The sequence below is a fragment of the Massilia sp. IC2-476 genome (assembly GCF_020707295.1).
Lineage (GTDB): Bacteria > Pseudomonadota > Gammaproteobacteria > Burkholderiales > Burkholderiaceae_D > Telluria.
Map to the genome: position 1 here is coordinate 620,694 of NZ_JAJFER010000002.1, position 18,780 is coordinate 639,473.

Below are 18,780 nucleotides of genomic sequence, written 5' to 3' on the forward strand. Positions count from 1 at the left end.
AGACAGTCTACAGCTTCTCGAGCTGCTGCTTCGCGTAGGACGCCTGCGAGCCCGTCGGCGCCAGTTCCAGGTAGGTCTTGTACGCCCCCTTGGCCTTGTCCTTCTCGCCGCCGCGCGCATACGCGTCGGCCAGGTTCATGTAGGCGATCGCACGCGACGGGTCCATCTTGATCGCATTCTCGAACCAGCGCGCCGCTTCCAGGAACTTGTCCTGCTTGTAGAACACGAAGCCCAGGTTGTTGGCCGCCAGCGCGAAGTTCGGCCGCAGCTTGAGCGCCTCGGTGAACTGCGCCTCCGCCTGCGCATACTGCTTCTCTTTATAGAGCAGCAGCCCCTGGTCGTTGGCCCGCTGCGCTTTCTGGCGGCTTGACACCGGCACCGCCGCCGGCGCCACGATCTTCGTTTCGCCGCCCTGCAGGTCCTTCACCACCACCGCAGCCGCCGGCGCCGAGGCCTGCGCATCGAGCTTGGTGTTCAGCGCAATCGCATCGTTCGACAGCTGGGCAGTCGAGGTATTCAGGAACTCGCTTTCCTCGGGCAGTTCGAACACGAATTCGCCGCCTTCCGAGCCCGGCAGGCTGCCGAAGGCTGGCGTTTGCTGCGACACGCTGGACACCGCTGGCGCCACATAGGCCGCCAGCTCGGTGCCGGTGATCAGGCTGTCGCCGTTCAGGTCGGCCTTGCCGCCCAGCCCCTGCAGCAGGGTCCAGGTGAACACCGAGTGCCCGTTCGGCCCGCCATCCGACACCAGCTGGTCGGTGCCGCCGGCCGTCAGCATCTGGCGGCCCAGGCGTTTGGCGTTATCGCGCAGGAAGGAAGCGTTCGCCGCGCCGCGCGTCAGGCCCAGGCCGCTGTAGCAGGCGTCCATCACGAACAGCGCATGCTTGGCCGGCAGGCTTTCCGCGATATTCTGGATCTCGGTCATCGGGATAGCATCCGTGGCGAGATTGTTCGGGTCGGCATCGACCGGCACGATGTAGCCGAGGTCGCGCCCGGAGCTGAGCTTGCGTGTGGCGCCATGGCCGGCGAAGAACACGAAGATGCGGTCGTTCGGCTGCAGGTTGCCGTGCGCGAGCTTGTCGTGGAAGGCGGCCAGGATGTTGTTGCGGGTCGCCTGTTCGTTCTTGAGCGTGATCACGCGCTCTGGTGCGAAGCCGAACTTCTGTACCAATACCTGTCCAACCCCTTCGGCATCACGCACCGCATATTGCAGCTGCGGCCATTTCTGGTACTTGTCGATGCCGACCACGATCGCCCAGGAATTGGCGTAGCCGGTCGCGGCCGTGCGCTGCACCGGCGCGGGCGCAGCGCCGCCGTCCACCTTGAAGCGCTCGCCATCCCAGCCGGCGAACTGGTAGCCCTCGGCGACCAGACGGTCCAGGATCGCGGGCAGCGCCTTGACGGTGCGCTCGTGGATGTCGTGGAACAGGATGATGCCGCGGCCTTCTTTGTCGACGGTGCGCAGCACGCGGTCGGCAATGGAGGAGGGCACTGGGTCCGCCCAGTCGAGCGAATCGATGTTCCACATCACCGACTTCAGGTGCGCATTCTCGAGCGCCTGCAGGCCTTCGCGGTTGCGCGCGCCGTAGGGGAAGCGGAACAGGCTCGATCGCTGTGGATCCACTGCCTTGAGCAGCGCGTCGGTGTTGAGGATCTCGGCCTTCAGGCCGTCGCCCGTTTGTTTCGAGAGCTGGGCGTGCGAAAAGCTGTGGTTGGCCAGCACGTAGCCGGACTGCTTCAGGCGCCGCATCACGTCCGCGCCGCCGTTCAGCTTGGCTTTACCCTGGGCGTCGAGCGAACCGATGTTGCGGCCCACGCTGAAGAAGATCGCGGGCGCGTTGTACTGCTTCAGGATGGCCGCGATTTCTTCGCTGTAGCGGCGGTGCGGGCCGTCATCGAAAGTCAGCACCACGGTCTTCTTCGGCAGCGTCTTGCCGAAGATCTCGCCTTCGTCCACACCGGCCTGCGCTGGCTGTGAAGCTTGCGCCGGCGGCTCGGCCTTGGCCGGGTAGGGCGTGATGACGCCGTATTCCTTGAGGATGCGCTCGCGCTGGTAGAGGGTCTTCAGGTAGGCGACGTAGCTGCTCCACTTCTCGCGCTTGAGCTCGATCGAGCGCGACTCGAAGCGGCCGAACACGGCACGGATTTCCTTCTCATAGTTGCGCTCGATCTCGGCCAGCGCGTCCAGGTCTTCCGAGATGCGCTTGTGCAGCTTGATCGCAGGCAGCGAGGAATCCTTGGCCACCTGGGCCAGCAGGGACTGCATCAGCTCGCGGAAGGCCAAACGGTCGGCGTCGTACAGGCCTTCGCCCGACTCCACATAGTCGAGCAGGGAGCCGAGCGCTTCGAAACGCGCCGGATTGTTCGAGGCAAGCAGCTGGGCGAGGGCGGTTTCGACTTTGCCGACCCGTTCCTGGTTCTCGTGGAAGAGCTGCTGGCCAACCCGGTTGGCCTGGGCCCGTTCGTCGGCGGACAGGCCGGCTTCGTCCTGGGTCAGCACGATGATCTTGCGGTAGGACGCCAGCATGGTCTGCATGTCGGCCGAGATGGCGCTGACATCCATCCTCGGGCTAGCGGCGGGCGCGCTGGCGGCCGGTTGAGACGGCGACTTGAGGCTGACGATCCAGCTGCCGGCGGCGGCGCCCGCGGCTGCGACGGTAAAGACGACGTAATACAGGACTTTGCGTTTCACGGCGGGCGGGTAGTAAAAAGTTATTATCCGGCAACAATACCACCGGACCGCAGGCGCCGGTTGAGGAAAGCCACTAGCCCATCCCCAGGAAACGTCAATGCCGCCATTTGGCGGCATTTTTATGCGCAGTGCTTAGTGGCTGTATCAGGAAGACGACAGCACGAAGGTATTGCCGTCCGGGTCGCGGAACTTCGCGAACGAGCCCCAGGGCTGCACGGTCGGCGGCTCGACGAACTCGACGCCGCGCTGGCTCAGCTGGCGGTAGGTGGCTTCCACGTTATCGCAGGCAAACGCGCCATTGAAGAACGTGCCGATGCGGTCTTCCTGGCCGTCCATCGTGAACAGGACGACGCGGGTGCCGGACGAGGCAATGCGCAGCTCGATCCAGCGCTTGCCCGGGCCCATCGGCTGGTCGGTCGAAATTTCAAAGCCGAGCTTGTCGGTGTAGAAGGCGAGGGCGCGGTCCTGGTCGGAAACGGGGATGCTGACGAATTTCAGTTGGGTGATCATGGTGAGTGGCAGTGGTTGTCGCGGCGAGCATTATCGTGGCAGACTCGCGGCTTGATATGGCTTTTAACACTATAGTATTCATGACTACCCGCCAGTACCCACTCGACGCCTACGTGTTCGAAGTCCTGATGCCGGACCTCGTCGGCCACGACCGCCGTCCCGCCGCCTTCGTCGTCTATCTCTACCTGCTCACCAGCGCCCAGGCGCTCGGCCGCGACCAGGTGCCGGCGAGCCTGCAGATGATCGCGGTCAAGACGGGGCTGTCGAAGTCGGCGGTGCAGGTGGCGCTGCGCCACCTGAAGCGGCGAGGTCTGGTCGGGGCAGAGGACGTCGGCACGCAGGTGAACCCGGTGCGCCAGGTGCTGCGGCCGTGGCGTCGGCGCTGGCCGGCGGAGGCGAAGGCATGACGCGAGTCAGAACGGTCTTGTACAGAAGAGAATACTTGCTATAATAGGCGGCTTCGTGGACACACGAGACCCCATCAGGAGAGATGGATGAGTGGTTTAAGTCGCACGCCTGGAAAGCGTGTATAGGTTCATAGCCTATCGGGGGTTCGAATCCCCCTCTCTCCGCCAGGAATACAATAAAAAAGGGCAACCCTCGGGTTGCCCTTTTTTATTGTTTCATGGCGGAGAGAAGCAAGGGTTGCAGGGCGCGGGGCGCCCTGCAACGCGCGCCTTGCGTGGTCGCCAAGGCGGCAGGTTCGAAGCCTTGCGCGTACTCGCGCAAGGGCGGCCCGCGGAACGTGGGCGAATCCCTGTTTGCTCTGCCAATAACAGTACCGGAGTCAGATAGCCACCCCTCGGGTGGCCATTTTTTATTTGTTTCATAGCGGAGAGAAGCAAGGGTTGCAGGGCGCGGGGCGCCCTGCAACGCGCGCCTTGTGTGATCGCCAAGGCGGCAGGTTCGAAGCCTTGCGCCTACTCGCGCAAGGGCGGCCCGCGGAACGTGGGCGAATCCCTGCTTGATCTGCCAAAAACAGTATCGAAGTCAGATAGCAACCACAAATCCATGCGCATCGGATAATCGTAACGCCACTTCCTCAAAAACAACATACAAGTGTTGTTATATCCTCTGGGCAACAATATAGTGATTGCGCTGGAGTTGTGCATATCCGGCTTACACAAATAAAATCAGCTCGGAGTAAATATGGGAATGGTGTTCTGTAGAGGGTGTGGTAAAGAAATACATGAGTCAGCTGTTTCGTGTCCGCATTGCGGGTGTCAGCAGTTAACGGCCACGGCCGCCAACCTGAAGAATCAGAACGTTGCCACAGTCCTCGCTGCATTTACAGGTGGGTTCGGTATCCATCGTTTCTATCTGAGCCGGCCAATCTCCGGCGTGCTCTACCTGCTGTTTTTCTGGACCGCTATTCCTGGATTAATCGCGTTTGTCGAAACACTCATCTACGCTTTTACAAGTCCGCAGTCTTGGGCACAGAAATACAACAATGGACAGATCGGCGCCCCGGTGCATATAGCCCTCAAGATATTGGTGGTTATATTCCCCGCGATTTTCACGATCGGTATTCTTGCAGCAATCGCGATCCCGGCATACCAAGATTATGTGACAAGGGCGCGCGAAGCAAATCTCAGTACCATGCACTACGAAGTGGATACCCATAAGCCAAACGTCATTGAACTGAAGATTTGATTTCCCGAAGTTCGCGTTGAATACAAGAAGCCCGCATCAGGGCTTTTTGTATTTAGGCCACTTCAACCAGCGAGGACCTGCCGGGTCCGATACCGAAGCGCCGCATACTCTAGCAAGCCGCTGCCACAGCACCGCATTGCCCCCAGGATCAGGCCGGAGCCTTGCCGATTCGAAGAACGTCAGTTTGAACGCAGCAGTGCAATCATGTTTCGCATTCTGCTGTCTGCGGGCAAGAAGTCTTCCCAACTGTCGGAACTACACCACCCTCTATGCCCTGTGCGTAAATATCCGGTGACTCATCCATAAGTTAGTGCTAAATTGATACTTTCGTATCAAAATAATAATTTACTGCGACGTTACTTTCGAGGGGGAGAGGAACGATGGACGATCCAAAATTCGAGCAGATGAAACAGGCGAAGGAGTACTTTCACGCCACCGCCATGACGATTCCCGGCGTGCACGGCACCAGCATCGGTGTGAAGCGCGTCGACGGCAAGCCGACCGACCAGCTTGCGATCTGTGTCCACCTAACGCGCAAACGACCGCTGGCCACGATCCCGCCTGACGAACAGATCCCGCTCGAAGTCGACGGCTTCATGACCGACGTGATCGAACACGCGCCCATCATCCGCTGCGACGCCCAGTCCGAACGACGCGCCATGTACGAGGACAACAGCAAATACCGCCCGCTCGTCGGCGGCACCAAGCTCAGTGCCGGCTATTCCTTCGGCACTCTCGGCTGCATCGTCCGGAAGCCCGACGGCAGCTGCCACGCGCTGTCCGCCGCCCACGTGCTGGGCGAAGCCGGCACCACCGTGTACCAGCCGGCCAAAGTGAAGTGCGACGAGATCGGCAGCACGACCGAGGTGCAGGACTGCTCGCAGATGGATGCCGCGATCGCGAGCCTGGACTATTACTACGACGCCGGCCTGGCCTACATCCGCGAGATCGGCGCCATCAGCGGCACCCATGACATCGGCCGCCAGGACCTGCCGTACCCGATCGCCAAGCGCGGCGCCTCCACCGGCCTGACCCACGGCAGCGTGGTCGCGATCCACTACAGCGGCGTGGCCGCCAACCTCGAGCAGTTCCAGGACATGCTGTTCATCGATGGCCGCAGCGACGAATTCGTCGACCATGGCGATTCGGGTTCGGCCATCGTGCACCGCATCGACGAGGACCACAACCTGGTCACCGGCCTGTTGTGGGGCAAGGCGCCGGATGCGAACCGGATCGGCGTGGCCACGCCCATCGACCGCATCCTGGAAACCTTCGGCGTGAGCGTGCTCACCGCGAGCGACCCGGTACGCGCCTCAAGCGAGACCTTGCTGGGCCGCTTCGAAGCTTTTCTGAGCAGCACCCAACGCGGCAAGGCCTACTGGGACGCGTACGCCCACAATCGCATCTACTTCCGTCACATCTTCCACCACGTGCCGCGCCTGGCGGCCATGTGGCGCAAGATGCCGGTGCCGGAGATGATCGAAGCGCTGCGCGAAGCGATGCTGGATCCGGACACCGTGATCCCGATGAAGCTGGGCGCCCACGACACCGAAGAGGTGATGTGGGACCTGTACGAGGCGCTGGGGAAGTTCTTGCAGGCGAACCACCAGCGCCAGCTGCAGCAGCAGGCGGCATCCTTCTGCCGCCTGGTGTGCGGGAACATCGGCAACAGCTGGCGCAATGCGCTGCACGGGATCCCGCTGCCGGAGCTCGACGCCAGCGAGGCGTGACGCCTGCCTACAGGTCGTAGCGCGCCTCCAGCACCCAGGTGCGCTGCGAGTAGGGGTGGAAGTTCCAGTACTGGTAGTTGTTCAGGTTATCCACCCCGAGCGCCACGCTCCACTGTTTCGCCAGCTTCCAGTGCACGCGCGCGTCCACCGTGAAATAGCGACTCGCACCCTGGTAGGCGAAGCCGTTCGGGTCCGAGTTGTCGAGCGTCGAGAACTGCCGCCCCGAATAGCGCGCCGCCAGCGTAGCGGCCAGGCGATCGCTCGCGCGCCAGGTGGCCACGCTGGTTGCGCGCCAGCGCGGGATGCGCGGCTGCCACTTGCCGACGCTGGCCGGGAACTTGTCGTTGCGCGTGATTTCCGACTCGGTCCAGGTGACGCTCGACTGCAGGTCGAGGCCATTCACCGCAACATCGCTTGCGTTGTAGGCCAGCTCCAGCCCCTTGGTCTCGATCCGGCCCACGTTCTGCACGTTCGTCACGTTTGGCGTCACCAGCACGTTGGTCTGCGAGTACAGCGCATCACTCGTGCGCTCGCCGAAGGCCGTCAGGCGCAACAAGCCTCTTGCTAGGCTGCGCTCGGCGCTCAGCTCTCCCGTCCACGAACGCTCCGGCTCCAGACCCGGATCGTTATTGATCAGGGTGCCGCTGCCGCTGATGCCGCCCTGGTACAGCTCGGACACGGTAGGCATGCGCACCGCGCGCCCGGCCGAAGCCTTCAGCACCCAGTCCGGGGTAGCCTGCCAGGCCAGCGCCGCTTTCGGCGAAATCCAGGTGCCGTGCCTTTCTCCGTGCGCCACCGAGGTAGCGGCGTTCGACGTGCGTCCATCGTGCGCGCGCCAGTGCTCGACGCGCAGGCCCAGTACGGTCTTCCAGCCCGGGGCGAACTTCCAGGTGTCCTGGGCCCACAGCGCCTGGATCTCGGTGCGGCCCGAAAAGGCCTGGTTGCGCGCGCCGGGCGCGCCATCGATCCAACTGCCGGTCGCGTGCTCGATGCTGGCCAGCTTGTAGGCTTCGCGCTGATAGCCGAATTCCGCCACGTGCGCGCCTTGCGGACGCCAGATGCCCTTGGCGGCGAAGGTCGTCCAGCCAGTGCCCGCCATGTCGACGATCCTTCCCGGCCCGCCGTTCAGGGCAGCGGGCAGCGCGCTGGTCGGGGCGCGCAGCCGGTCTTCGTCGTAGTCAACCAGGCTCGCGGCCAGTTCCCAGTCGAAGACGCCTTTGCTGTGGCTCTTCAGGGACAGGCCGTGCATCAGGTGGCGCAGGTCTTCATTCGAGGCATTGAAATCGGTGGCGCCCAGGGTATAGCCTTTGCCGCCGATGTCGATGCGGCCGCTGTACACGGGCTGGCCGCCGCGGTCGCGCAGGTAGGACGTGGGGCGGCCTTCGGAATCGTTCTGCCACAGGCCGAGCGTGTAGCTGGCGCGCACGGTGGGCGTGAGCTCGTAGGCGATCTTGGCTTTCAGGTGGTCCTGCACGGTACGGTACTGGGTGCCGGCGCCGAGCAGGTACCAGGCGCGGTTCGTGCGGTCGCGGCCGACCACGGCACCAATCACCGGCACGCCTCCCGGCGCGGCGCCGGCGTCGAGATAGCGGGTGGGGAAGGTCAGCGGCTGGCCTTCGTTGTCGGCGCGGTTGACGTCGATGAACCAGGACCAGCGGCCGCTGCGGTCACCGAGCGAGACGCTGGCCTGCTTGCCCTGGTAGCGCTCGTGGGTGCCGTACAGCTCAAAAGGCTGGTGGGTAAAACCAAACTTGGCGTGCGCCTCGAATGTCGTCGGCATGCGCGTGACGTAGTCGACCACGGCGCCCACCGAGTTGCCTCCGTAGGCTGCCGAGAAGGGGCCGTACAGCACGTCCACGCGCTCGATCTCCTCCGGCGTGACCATGCCCCAACGCGGGGCAAACGTGGCGCCGTTGCCCAGGTAGTTCGACAGCAAAATGCCATCCGCGTACACCATCGAGCGCGCGCTGTTGCCGGTGCCGGAGGCGCGCGTGGACAGCACGGCGTGGTTGTAGTCGCCGATGTAGCGCTTGCGCACCAGGAGGCTCGGCAGGTACTTCAGCGCGTCTTCCGAGTCAAGGGCGTTGATCGTGCGTTCGATCTGCACCCCCGTGATGCCTTCAATGGTGGTCGGGATCTGGACCGGCAGCGAGGTGGGGCGGCTGCCGGTAATGGTGACGGTGCCCAGCTGCTTGATGGGACCATCCTGTGCCTGCGCGGACGCAGCCTGCGTGGCGGCGGCCAGCAGGGTAAGTGCGAGCTTCTTCATTGCGTTTCCTTGGCGCGTGACGAAACACGTGTGGCATCACGCGCGATAGCGATCGTTCCGGCGCCAGGCGCCGGTGCCAATTGAGCGGTTAGAAGAAGCTGGGGGGTGGCGCGCGTGACTGCGCCGGCGTCCACGCGAACTGGGGGGAAGGGGACTGGTAGAAGAGAGGCGGATAGGTGTCGCGCGCGCCGGCAAGCGTCAGGGGCAGCAGGGGCGGCGCGGGCAGCACGACTGGCGCATGGTGCGAGCAGCACAGGTCGCAATGCGTCATGCCTTTCGCGCTGCCGGCATGCTGGTCCGCGCTATCTGCCATCGGCATCATCATCATGCCGGCCGCGGTACAGACTTCGCTCATCGGCATCGACTGCTGCGGCGCGAAGGCATGCGACAGGCTCGGGGCGAACAGGCTGAACACGAAGGCCACAAGGGCGATCCATGTACGCAGGGCCTGTCTTGTCGATGAGCGGAACATGCCACCATTATAACGAGCGGCCGCGCAGGCCGCGCTCGCCTGCCTGTTGGATATTTGATATCATCCAAGCACATTCCAATTTGCGAGGTAACGCCCGATGCGCCATTGATGCCGCCGTCTGCTTGACGGCCAGTACTCCCACCTTCCCGCGAGAGCAGGGAGCAACCGGCATCCATGGAGGTCTCATGACGCATCCTTACCTTGCGCTCGACAGCGCATCCTTTACGCTTCCCGACGGCAGGACCCTGCTGTCCGATCTCAGCGAACAGTTCGACACGCGCCACACCGGCCTGGTGGGCCGCAACGGCGTCGGCAAAAGCGTGCTGGCGCGCCTGCTGGCGGGTGAGCTTGCGCCGTCTTCCGGCCGCTGCATCCGCTCCGGCACCGTGTTCTACCTGTCGCAGCAGCTTGACCAGATAGACGCAACAACCGTGGCCGCACTGGCCGGCCTGCAGGAGGTACTCGACGCCCTGGTGCGCATCGAAGCCGGCAGCTTTGACGCGGCCGATTTCGAACTGGTTGGCGAGCGCTGGGACTTGCCGGCGCGCCTGCGCCATGCCCTCGACCAGGCCGGCCTGGCGCACCTCGATGCCGCCACGCCGGCGCAGCAGTTGAGCGGCGGCGAAGCGATGCGCGTGGCGCTGCTGGGCGCGATGCTCTCCGGCGCCGCCTTCCTGATCCTGGACGAGCCCACCAATCACCTCGACGCCCCGAGCCGCGCGGCGCTGGCCGAGCAGCTGCGCGACTGGCGCGGCGGGCTGATCGTGATCAGCCACGACCGCGCCCTGCTGGGGCAGATGGAACGCATCGTCGAGCTGTCGCCGCAGGGCCTGCGCAGCTATGGCGGCAACTACGGGTTCTACGAAGAGGCGCGCGCCGCCGAGCAGGCCGGGGCCCTGCGCGAGCTCGAACACGCACGTCAGGCCATGCAGCGCGACGAGCGTGCCATGCGCGAGCAGCACGAGCGTCAGCAGCGTCGCCAGGCGAGAGGAGCCAGCGAAGGCAAAGCGGCGAACCAGGCGAAGATCCTGCTGGGACGGCAAAAAGAACGGAGCGAGAACAGCACCGGACGCCTGCGCCAGCAGCACGACGAGGCGCGCCGCCAGCACCAGGAGCGCGTGCGCGAGGCGGCCCAGGCGCTGCGCGAGGACAGCGCCGTGCGGGTGCACGCCAATGGGGTCAGCGCCGCCGCACAGCGCCGCGTACTCGAACTGGATGAGGTGGAGCTGCCTTTCGTGGCGCCGGCCCTGCGGCGCATCAGCCTGGTCGTCGGCGGCCAGCAGCGCATCGGCATCATTGGTCCCAACGGCAGCGGCAAGTCGACGCTGCTGAAGGTGATCGCCGGCGCGCTGGCGCCCCTTGAAGGGCAGGTGCGGCGCGACCCGGCCTGCGCCTGGCTCGACCAGCGCCTGTCCCTGCTCGACCCGGCGCGCAGCACGATCGAACAGCTGCTCGAGCGCAACCGCAGCACGCCCCAGGACCGCCTGCGTACTTACCTGGCCCAGCTCGGACTGGACGCGCAGCGGGTGGCCCAGGCCACCGGAGAGCTGAGCGGTGGCGAGTGCCTGAAGGCGGCGCTGGCCTGCGCGCTGTATGCCGATCCGCCCGCGCGCCTGCTCCTGCTGGACGAGCCGGGGAACCACCTCGACCTGGCCGCGCTCGAAGCATTGGAGGAGATGCTGAACGGGTACGCCGGCGCGCTGGTGGTCGTGTCGCACGACGCGGTCTTCCTGGAGCGCGTCAAGCTGACCCATTTGCTGGAAGCCGGCCCGGGCGGCTGGCGGCAGCGGTTGCTATAATCGCGGATCCCATTGCAGGAACACGAAGAACATGTCGCGCACGCTTGTCATTTCCCCCAACTGGATCGGTGACGCCGTCATGGCGCAGCCCCTGCTGCGCCGCCTGAAGCAGAAATATCCGGGGCGCCCGATCGACGTGGTGGCCCCTGGCTGGGTCGCGCCCGTGTGGCGCGCCATGCGCGAGGTCGACACCGTCATCGAGTCGCCCTTCAAGCATGGCTCGCTCCAGTGGAAGGAGCGCAAGGCCTTTGCGAAAATGCTCACAGGGCGCTATGCCGAATCCTATGTGCTGCCCAACACGCTCAAATTCGCGCTGATCCCCTGGCTGGCGGGTATCCCGCGCCGGGTCGGCTACAAGGGCGAGATGCGCTACGGCCTGGTCAACGTGATGCACCACGACGACAAGGCGGCGCCGCGCCCGATGGCGCAGTTCTACGCCGCGCTGGCGGACGAGCCGGTGCGCGACCTGCCGCGTCCCGACAAGTTGCCCGAGCCGGAGATGGTGGTGGCATCGGAAGAAGCCGATGCGGCGGTTGCGCGCTTGAAGCTGCCGGTAGGGACCTACGTCGCCTTTGCGCCCGGCGCCGAGTTCGGCCCGGCCAAGCGCTGGCCGGCCGCCTACTTTGCCGAGCTGGCGCAGACCATCCTCGCTAACCGGCCGGATGCGCAGATCCTGCTGCTCGGCTCCCCGAAGGACCGCGCCGTGTGCGACGAGATCACGGCCATCGTGCCGCAGGCGCACAACCTGGCCGGCTCCACCTCGCTGAGCGAAGCGATCGCGCTGATCGCGCGCGCGGCGGTGGTGGTGACCAACGATTCTGGCCTGATGCATATTGGCGCCGCGCTGCGCCGCCCGGTGGTGGCGATCTACGGCCCGACCGACCCGCGCCACACGCCGCCCCTGTCCGAACTGGCCAAGGTGCTGTGGCTGCACATCGAGTGCTCGCCCTGCCAGCAGCGCGAGTGCCCGCTGGGCCACCAGAACTGCATGAAACAGATCCTGCCTAACGATGTATGGCAACCGCTGCAGCCGGTGTTGGCCGCAGCCTGAACGAACAAGATACGAGGTTAGAAAATGATACTGGTTACTGGCGCAGCAGGCTTCATCGGAGCCAACCTGGTGCACGCACTGTCAAGCCGCAAGCCCTTTAGCGTGTTCGCGGTCGATAACATGTCGCGTCCTGAAAAATTCCTCAACATCGTCGATGCCGAGGTGGCCGACTACGCGGACAAGGAAGACTTCCTGGTGCGCCTGAAGGACGGCGAATTCGACGGCAAGTTCAGCGCCGTGCTGCACCAGGGCGCCTGCTCCAACACCATGGAGACGGACGGCCGCTACATGATGGCGAATAACTACGAGTACACGATCGCCCTGTTCGAGTACTGCCAGCGCGAGCGCATTCCCTTCATCTACGCGTCCTCGGCCGCGGTGTACGGCGGCGGCAGCGTGTTCAAGGAAGAGCGCCAGTACGAGCGCCCGCTCAACGTCTACGGGTATTCGAAATTCCTGTTCGACCAGTACATGCGCCGCTACTGGCAGCAGCATGGGATGGGGAAGGGCAGCCAGGTCGTGGGCCTGCGCTACTTCAACGTCTATGGCCCGCTGGAAGGGCACAAGGGCACGATGGCCTCGGTACCCTTCCACCAGTTCCACCAGTTCCAGAAAGAGGGCAAGGTCAAGCTGTTCGGCGCCAACGAAGGCTACGAGGCCGGTACCCAGATGCGCGACTTCATCTACGTCGAAGACGTGGTGAAGGTGAACCTGTTCTTCCTCGATAACCCGGACCAGCGCGGCATTTTCAACCTCGGCACCGGCCGCGCCCAGCCCTTCAACGACCTGGCCGTCGCCACCGTCAACGCCCTGGCCAACGAAGGCAAGCCGGCGCTCACCCTCGAGCAGATCGTCGAACAGGGCCTGCTCGAATACCTGCCTTTCCCGGATAAACTGAAGGGCAAGTACCAGAGCTTCACCCAAGCCGACATTGGCGCCCTGCGCGCCGCCGGTTACACCGAGCCGTTCACGGACGTGGCTACCGGCGTCGCCAAATACATGCAATACCTGAAGAGCACTGCCAAAGCATGATCCGTCGCCTCGGCGCAGGCCGGGGCCCACTCCCCCCCCCCGCAGCACCTATACATCTCGTTTACATACTTCACGAACGCTTTTAGCCCGTTTTTACACCCAACACCATACGCTTTCACCTGCTCCAACAACAACACGCAGGACACCATGAAAGCACTGATCCACGCCGCCATCCTGGCCGGCGCCTCTCTCGCCGCAAGCGCCCACGCGCAAACCACCTTCAACGCAGCCGTCACCAGCGATTACCGCTACCGCGGCATCTCGCAGACCCGCCTGCAGCCGGCCCTGCAGGGCGGCGCCGACTACGCGCATTCGTCCGGCTGGTATGCCGGCGCCTGGGCCTCGACCATCAAATGGATCGAGGACGCCGGCGGCGACGGCAAGCTCGAACTAGACCTCTACGGCGGCAAGCGTGGCGAGTTCGCTCCCGGCTTCAGCTACGACACCGGGGTCCTGCGCTACCTCTATGCCGGCAATGAGCTCGGCAAGGTGAGCGGCTTTGCCAATGCCCACACCACCGAAGTCTACGGCCAGATCGGCTACGGCCCGGCCTACGTCAAGTACTCGCACGCGACCACCAACCTGTTTGGCTTTGTCGACAGCAAGGGCAGCGGCTACCTCGACATGGGCGCCAGCATTGACGCCGGCAACGGCTTTACCGTGCAGCTGCACGCCGGCCGCCAGCGTGTCGAGAACAACGGCGCGGCCAGCTATACCGACTGGAAGATCGGCGCCGCCCGCGCCTACGGCCCCGCGACGGTGACCCTGGCCGTGATCGGCACCAACGCCGGCAAGACCGCTTACGCCTCGCCTGCCAACGGCAAGTTCCTCGGCAAGACCGCGCTGCAGCTGACCGTCGGCGCCATCTTCTAGGTACATCGCGTTTACAACGCGTTTACACGGCGCCACGCCCTTTTTACGCCCCGTTTCGCGCGGCGCCACTACGCTCCATCCCATAACAACAACGTCGAAAGCGAGTACCCATGGACTTCCTTTTCATCGGCGCCTTCCTCCTCTTCTTTGTGCTGACCTGGCTGCTGCTGGCCGGCTGCGAGCAGCTGGGGGGCAAGCAATGAACGGTTTTTACATCGTCGGCGGCCTGGTCGCCGCCGGGCTGCTGGTTTACCTGCTGGTGGCCCTGTTCAAGGCGGAGGACCTGTGAACATGTTCTCCGACTTCCTTCCGCTGCTGGCGGTCTTCCTGCTGGTCCTGCTCCTGCTGGGCTATCCCCTGGGCCTGTTCATGGCCCGTGTTGCCGACAGCGCCGCCGTTCCCGGCATGCGCTGGATGGGCAAGATCGAAGCGCTGTTCTACCGCGCGGCCGGAGAGGGCTGTACCGCAGCGCAGACCTGGAAAGCGTACGCGCTGGCGCTGATCGCCTTCAACGCCGTGGGCGCCATTGCCGTCTATGGCGTGCAGCGCATGCAGGCCTGGCTGCCGCTCAATCCCGAAGGCATGGCCAACGTCGGCCCCGATTCTTCGTTCAACACCGCCGTCAGTTTTGTTGCCAACACCAACTGGCAGGGCTACAGCGGCGAGCAGACCATGAGCGTCTTGACCCAGATGCTCGCGCTCGCGGGCCAGAACTTCTTCTCGGCCGCCACCGGCATCGCCGTTGCCTTTGCGCTGATCCGCGGCTTTGCCGCCCGCTCGAGCAGCGCTATCGGCAATTTCTGGGTCGACCTGACCCGCGCCACCCTGTACGTGCTGCTGCCGCTGTCGATCGTGTTCGCCGTGTTCTTCGCCAGCCAGGGCGTGGTGCAGAATTTTTCAGGCCATGTCGATGCGCATACGCTGGAGGCCGCGACCCAGAGCATCCCGATGGGACCAGTGGCTTCGCAGGAAGCCATCAAGCTGCTGGGCACCAACGGCGGCGGCTACTTCAACGCCAATTCGGCTCACCCCTTCGAAAACCCGAACGCACTGTCGAACTTCGTGCAGATGGTCGCCATCTTCCTGATTCCCGCAGGCCTGTGCTTCAGCTTCGGGCGCATGGTGGGGGACATGCGCCAGGGCTGGGCGGTGCTCGCCACCATGACCGTGCTGTTCGTCGGCGCCGCCATGCTGACCTATGCGGCGGAAAGCGCGACCAATCCTCTGCTCACGTCACTCGGCGTCGATGCCGCCGCCGGCAACATGGAAGGCAAGGAGACCCGCTTCGGCATCGCTGGCTCGAGCCTGTTCGCGGCCGTCACCACCGCCGCTTCCTGCGGCGCGGTGAATGCCATGCACGACTCCTTCATGCCCCTGGGCGGCATGGTGCCGATGGTGCTGATGCAGTTGGGCGAAGTGGTCTTCGGCGGCGTCGGGTCGGGCCTTTACGGCATGCTGGTATTCGCCATCCTGGCGGTCTTCATCGCCGGCTTGATGATCGGCCGCACCCCGGAATACCTGGGCAAGAAGATCGGCGCCTTCGAAATGAAGATGGCCTCGCTGGTCATCCTGATCACGCCCTGCCTGGTGCTGGTCGGCACCGCGATCGCGGTGGTGGCGGGCGCCGGCAAGGCCGGCATCGCCAACCCGGGGGCGCACGGTTTCTCCGAAGTCCTGTATGCGCTGAGTTCCGCCGCCAACAACAACGGCAGCGCCTTTGCCGGCCTCTCCGCCAATACGCCGTTCTACAACACCCTGCTGGCGGTGGCGATGTGGTTCGGCCGCTTCGGCGTGATCGTCCCGGTGCTGGCAATCGCCGGTTCGCTTGCCGCGCGCCAGCGCCTCGCCGCCAATGCCGGCACCATGCCGACCCACGGTCCGCTGTTCGTCGGCCTGCTGGCGGGTACCGTCGTGCTGGTCGGTATCCTCAACTATGTGCCGGCGCTCGCCCTGGGCCCGGTGGTCGAGCATCTTCAACTGTTCGCCAAATGATCATGAAACCACCTGTCATCGACACCACCGTTCCCCAGGCGATCCCAGGGCGCCGCAGCTTGAGCCTCTTCGACTCGACGCTGCTCGGCCCGGCCATCGCCGACTCCTTCCGCAAGCTGCACCCGCGCACCCAGCTGCGCAGCCCCGTCATGTTCGTGGTCTACGCGGGCAGCATCCTGACCACCCTGCTGGCGATCGATGCCTTTGCCGGCCAGGGTGAGGCGCCCGCCGGCTTCATCGCGGCGACCGCGGCCTGGCTCTGGTTCACGGTGCTGTTCGCGAACTTCGCCGAAGCCCTGGCCGAAGGCCGCAGCAAGGCGCAGGCGGCGTCGCTGCGCAGCCTGAAACAGACCGTGATGGCCAAGAAGCTGCCGTCGCCGCACCACGGCGCTACCTGGTACCCGGTGAAATCGGAAGAGCTGCGCAAGGGCATGCACTTCCTGGTCGAGGCTGGCGATGTGATTCCCGTGGACGGCGAGGTGCTGGAGGGCGTCGCCTCGGTCGACGAAAGCGCCATCACCGGCGAATCCGCCCCCGTGATCCGCGAGTCCGGCGGCGACTTCAGCGCCGTCACCGGCGGCACCCGCGTGCTGTCGGACTGGCTGGTGGTGCGCGTCACGGCCGACCCCGGCGAGACCTTCCTCGACCGCATGATCGGCATGGTCGAAGGCGCCTCACGCAAGAAGACGCCAAACGAGATTGCGCTCACCATCCTGCTGGTGGCGCTGACCATCGTATTCCTGGTGGTGACCGTGACCCTGCTGCCGTTCTCGCTGTTCTCGGTGGAAGCCGCGGGGGCAGGGCAGCCGGTGACGATCACGGTGCTGGTCGCGCTGCTGGTCTGCCTCATTCCCACCACCATCGGCGGCCTGCTGTCGGCCATCGGCGTGGCCGGCATGAGCCGCATGATGGGCGCCAACGTCATCGCCACCTCGGGCCGCGCGGTCGAGGCGGCGGGCGACGTCGACGTGCTGTTGATGGACAAGACCGGCACCATCACCTTCGGCAACCGCCGGGCCAGCGCCTTCCTGCCGGCGCCGGGCGTGACGGAACAGGAACTGGCCGACGTCGCGCAACTGGCCTCGCTGGCCGACGAGACCCCGGAAGGGCGCAGCATCGCGGTGCTCGCCAAGAGCCGCTTCAACATCCGCGAGCGCGACATGTCTGCCCTGGGCGCCAGCTTCGTTCCGTTCACCGCACAGACCCGCATGAGCGGCGCGGACATCGGCGCCCGCCGCCTGCGCAAGGGCGCGGCCAGCGCCATCCGCGCCTACGTGGAAGCGCTCGGCGCGACCTGGCCCGCCGAAGTGGAAGCGATCACGGACGCTGCCGCGCGCCGCGGCAGCACGCCGCTGGTGGTGGCCGACGGCGCCCGCGTGATGGGCGTGGTGGAGCTCAAGGACGTGGTCAAGGGCGGCATCCGCGAACGCTTCGCCGAGCTGCGCCGCATGGGTGTGAAGACCGTCATGATCACCGGCGACAACCGCCTGACCGCCGCCGCCATCGCGGCCGAGGCGGGCGTGGACGATTTCGTCGCCGAGGCCACGCCGGAGCAGAAGCTGGCGCTGATCCGCCGCTACCAAGGCGAAGGCAAGCTGGTGGCCATGACCGGCGACGGCACCAACGACGCGCCGGCGCTGGCCCAGGCCGATGTCGCGGTGGCGATGGCCTCCGGTACCCAGGCGGCCAAGGAGGCCGGCAACATGGTCGACCTCGACTCGAACCCGACCAAGCTGCTGGAGATCGTCGAGATCGGCAAGCAGATGCTGATGACACGCGGCGCGCTGACCACCTTCTCGATCGCCAACGACATCGCCAAGTACTTCGCCATCGTGCCGGCCGCCTTCGTCGGCACCTATCCGGCGCTGCAAGCGCTTAACGTCATGCAGCTGACCAGTCCCGCATCGAGCATCATGTCGGCAGTGATCTTCAATGCCCTGATCATCGTGTTCCTGATTCCATTGGCTTTGAAGGGCGTGCGCTACCGGGCAATCGGGGCCGCCAGCCTGCTGCGCCGGAACATGCTGGTGTACGGCCTTGGCGGCATCCTGCTGCCCTTCGCCGGCATCAAGCTGATCGACATGGTCTTGACCGCCCTGAACCTTGTTTGAGGAATCGCGTATGCAATCCATTCTCCGTCCCGCGCTTGTCCTGTTCGGCGCACTCACCGTGGTCTGCGGCCTCGCCTACCCGGCGGTGGTCACCGGCATCGCCCAGGCCGCCTTTCCCGACCAGGCCAACGGCAGCCTGGTGAAGCAGGGCGGCCGGGTAGTCGGCTCGCGCCTGATCGGCCAGCATTTCGAAGCGCCGCAGTATTTCTGGGGCCGTCCCTCGGCAACCGCACCGGCGCCCTACAACGGCGGCGGCTCTTCCGGCTCGAACCAGGGACCGCTGAATCCGGCCCTGCAGGAGGCGGTCAAGGGGCGCGCCGAGGCGCTTCGCGCCGCCGATCCGGACAACGGCGCCCCGATCCCGCAAGATCTGGTCACCGCCTCGGCCAGCGGGCTCGATCCCGAGATCAGCCTGGCGGGTGCGCGCTGGCAGGCGGCCCGGGTGGCCAGGGCGCGCGGCCTGGCCCTGGCCGACGTCCAGCAGCTGATCGATGCGCACGCGGAACAGGCGGTACTGGGCCTGTTCGGCGAGGCCCGCGTCAACGTGCTGGCCCTGAATCTGGCGCTCGACGCCCAAGTGCGCGATACTCGCTGAA

At 65.1% G+C, this 18,780-nt stretch carries 16 protein-coding genes and 1 tRNA gene; 13 read left to right on the plus strand and 4 right to left on the minus strand.

The window, feature by feature from the left end; all coding sequences use genetic code 11:
* Positions 1 to 7 precede the first annotated feature (7 nt).
* Complete coding sequence (locus tag LK539_RS07630; protein ID WP_227800303.1) at positions 8 to 2,692, minus strand: polysaccharide deacetylase family protein; 2,685 nt, start codon at positions 2,690 to 2,692, stop codon at positions 8 to 10.
* 144 nt (positions 2,693 to 2,836) lie between these two features.
* Positions 2,837 to 3,202 (minus strand): VOC family protein, encoded by a 366-nt coding sequence (locus tag LK539_RS07635; protein WP_227800304.1) that lies wholly within the window; start codon positions 3,200 to 3,202, stop codon positions 2,837 to 2,839.
* A gap of 56 nt (positions 3,203 to 3,258) precedes the next feature.
* Between LK539_RS07635 and LK539_RS07640 the strand changes: the two genes are divergently transcribed.
* The 4 genes from LK539_RS07640 (at position 3,259) to LK539_RS07655 (ending at position 6,585) form a co-directional block, all read left to right on the plus strand.
* On the plus strand, positions 3,259 to 3,609 hold the full coding sequence (locus LK539_RS07640; protein ID WP_227800305.1) for a helix-turn-helix domain-containing protein: 351 nt from the start codon (positions 3,259 to 3,261) through the stop codon (positions 3,607 to 3,609).
* 77 nt (positions 3,610 to 3,686) lie between these two features.
* Positions 3,687 to 3,777, plus strand: a tRNA-Ser gene (locus tag LK539_RS07645).
* Between the two features lie 574 nt (positions 3,778 to 4,351).
* On the plus strand, positions 4,352 to 4,855 hold the full coding sequence (locus LK539_RS07650) for a TM2 domain-containing protein (protein WP_227800306.1): 504 nt from the start codon (positions 4,352 to 4,354) through the stop codon (positions 4,853 to 4,855).
* 380 nt (positions 4,856 to 5,235) lie between these two features.
* The gene (locus tag LK539_RS07655; RefSeq protein ID WP_227800307.1) at positions 5,236 to 6,585 is read left to right on the plus strand and encodes a S1 family peptidase; all 1,350 of its coding nucleotides are present in this window, start codon (positions 5,236 to 5,238) and stop codon (positions 6,583 to 6,585) included.
* 7 nt (positions 6,586 to 6,592) lie between these two features.
* Here the strand turns inward: LK539_RS07655 and LK539_RS07660 are convergent, their stop codons facing one another.
* Together LK539_RS07660 and LK539_RS07665 are read right to left on the minus strand one after the other, a co-directional pair.
* Positions 6,593 to 8,854 carry a TonB-dependent receptor gene (locus LK539_RS07660; protein ID WP_227800308.1) on the minus strand — a complete coding sequence of 754 codons (2,262 nt, stop codon included), beginning with the start codon at positions 8,852 to 8,854 and terminating at the stop codon, positions 6,593 to 6,595.
* An 88-nt stretch (positions 8,855 to 8,942) separates the two neighbouring features.
* Positions 8,943 to 9,326 (minus strand): DUF2946 domain-containing protein, encoded by a 384-nt coding sequence (locus tag LK539_RS07665; RefSeq protein ID WP_227800309.1) that lies wholly within the window; start codon positions 9,324 to 9,326, stop codon positions 8,943 to 8,945.
* A gap of 185 nt (positions 9,327 to 9,511) precedes the next feature.
* On the opposite strand from LK539_RS07665, the gene LK539_RS07670 reads away from it, so the two are divergent.
* The 9 genes from LK539_RS07670 to kdpC all read left to right on the plus strand — a co-directional run bounded on the left by LK539_RS07670 (position 9,512) and on the right by kdpC (position 18,779).
* Positions 9,512 to 11,125, plus strand: a complete 1,614-nt coding sequence (locus LK539_RS07670; protein ID WP_227800310.1) for an ABC-F family ATP-binding cassette domain-containing protein — start codon at positions 9,512 to 9,514, stop codon at positions 11,123 to 11,125.
* Positions 11,126 to 11,156: 31 nt separating this feature from the next.
* A complete protein-coding gene (gene waaF, locus LK539_RS07675) occupies positions 11,157 to 12,176 on the plus strand; it encodes a lipopolysaccharide heptosyltransferase II (RefSeq protein ID WP_227800311.1) in 1,020 nt (339 codons plus the stop codon).
* A gap of 24 nt (positions 12,177 to 12,200) precedes the next feature.
* On the plus strand, positions 12,201 to 13,208 hold the full coding sequence (gene rfaD, locus LK539_RS07680) for an ADP-glyceromanno-heptose 6-epimerase (RefSeq protein ID WP_227800312.1): 1,008 nt from the start codon (positions 12,201 to 12,203) through the stop codon (positions 13,206 to 13,208).
* A 147-nt stretch (positions 13,209 to 13,355) separates the two neighbouring features.
* Positions 13,356 to 14,081 carry a TorF family putative porin gene (locus LK539_RS07685; RefSeq protein WP_227800313.1) on the plus strand — a complete coding sequence of 242 codons (726 nt, stop codon included), beginning with the start codon at positions 13,356 to 13,358 and terminating at the stop codon, positions 14,079 to 14,081.
* Positions 14,082 to 14,191: 110 nt separating this feature from the next.
* A complete protein-coding gene (locus tag LK539_RS07690) occupies positions 14,192 to 14,284 on the plus strand; it encodes a potassium ABC transporter ATPase (protein WP_227800314.1) in 93 nt (30 codons plus the stop codon).
* On the plus strand, positions 14,281 to 14,370 hold the full coding sequence (gene kdpF, locus LK539_RS07695; protein ID WP_227800315.1) for a K(+)-transporting ATPase subunit F: 90 nt from the start codon (positions 14,281 to 14,283) through the stop codon (positions 14,368 to 14,370). The genes LK539_RS07690 and kdpF overlap by 4 nt, the downstream gene beginning before the upstream one ends.
* Before the next feature lie 2 nt (positions 14,371 to 14,372).
* On the plus strand, positions 14,373 to 16,073 hold the full coding sequence (gene kdpA, locus LK539_RS07700; protein WP_227800570.1) for a potassium-transporting ATPase subunit KdpA: 1,701 nt from the start codon (positions 14,373 to 14,375) through the stop codon (positions 16,071 to 16,073).
* A 2-nt stretch (positions 16,074 to 16,075) separates the two neighbouring features.
* Complete coding sequence (kdpB, locus tag LK539_RS07705; RefSeq protein WP_227800316.1) at positions 16,076 to 18,184, plus strand: potassium-transporting ATPase subunit KdpB; 2,109 nt, start codon at positions 16,076 to 16,078, stop codon at positions 18,182 to 18,184.
* Between the two features lie 10 nt (positions 18,185 to 18,194).
* On the plus strand, positions 18,195 to 18,779 hold the full coding sequence (kdpC, locus tag LK539_RS07710; RefSeq protein ID WP_227800317.1) for a potassium-transporting ATPase subunit KdpC: 585 nt from the start codon (positions 18,195 to 18,197) through the stop codon (positions 18,777 to 18,779).
* Position 18,780 lies beyond the last annotated feature (1 nt).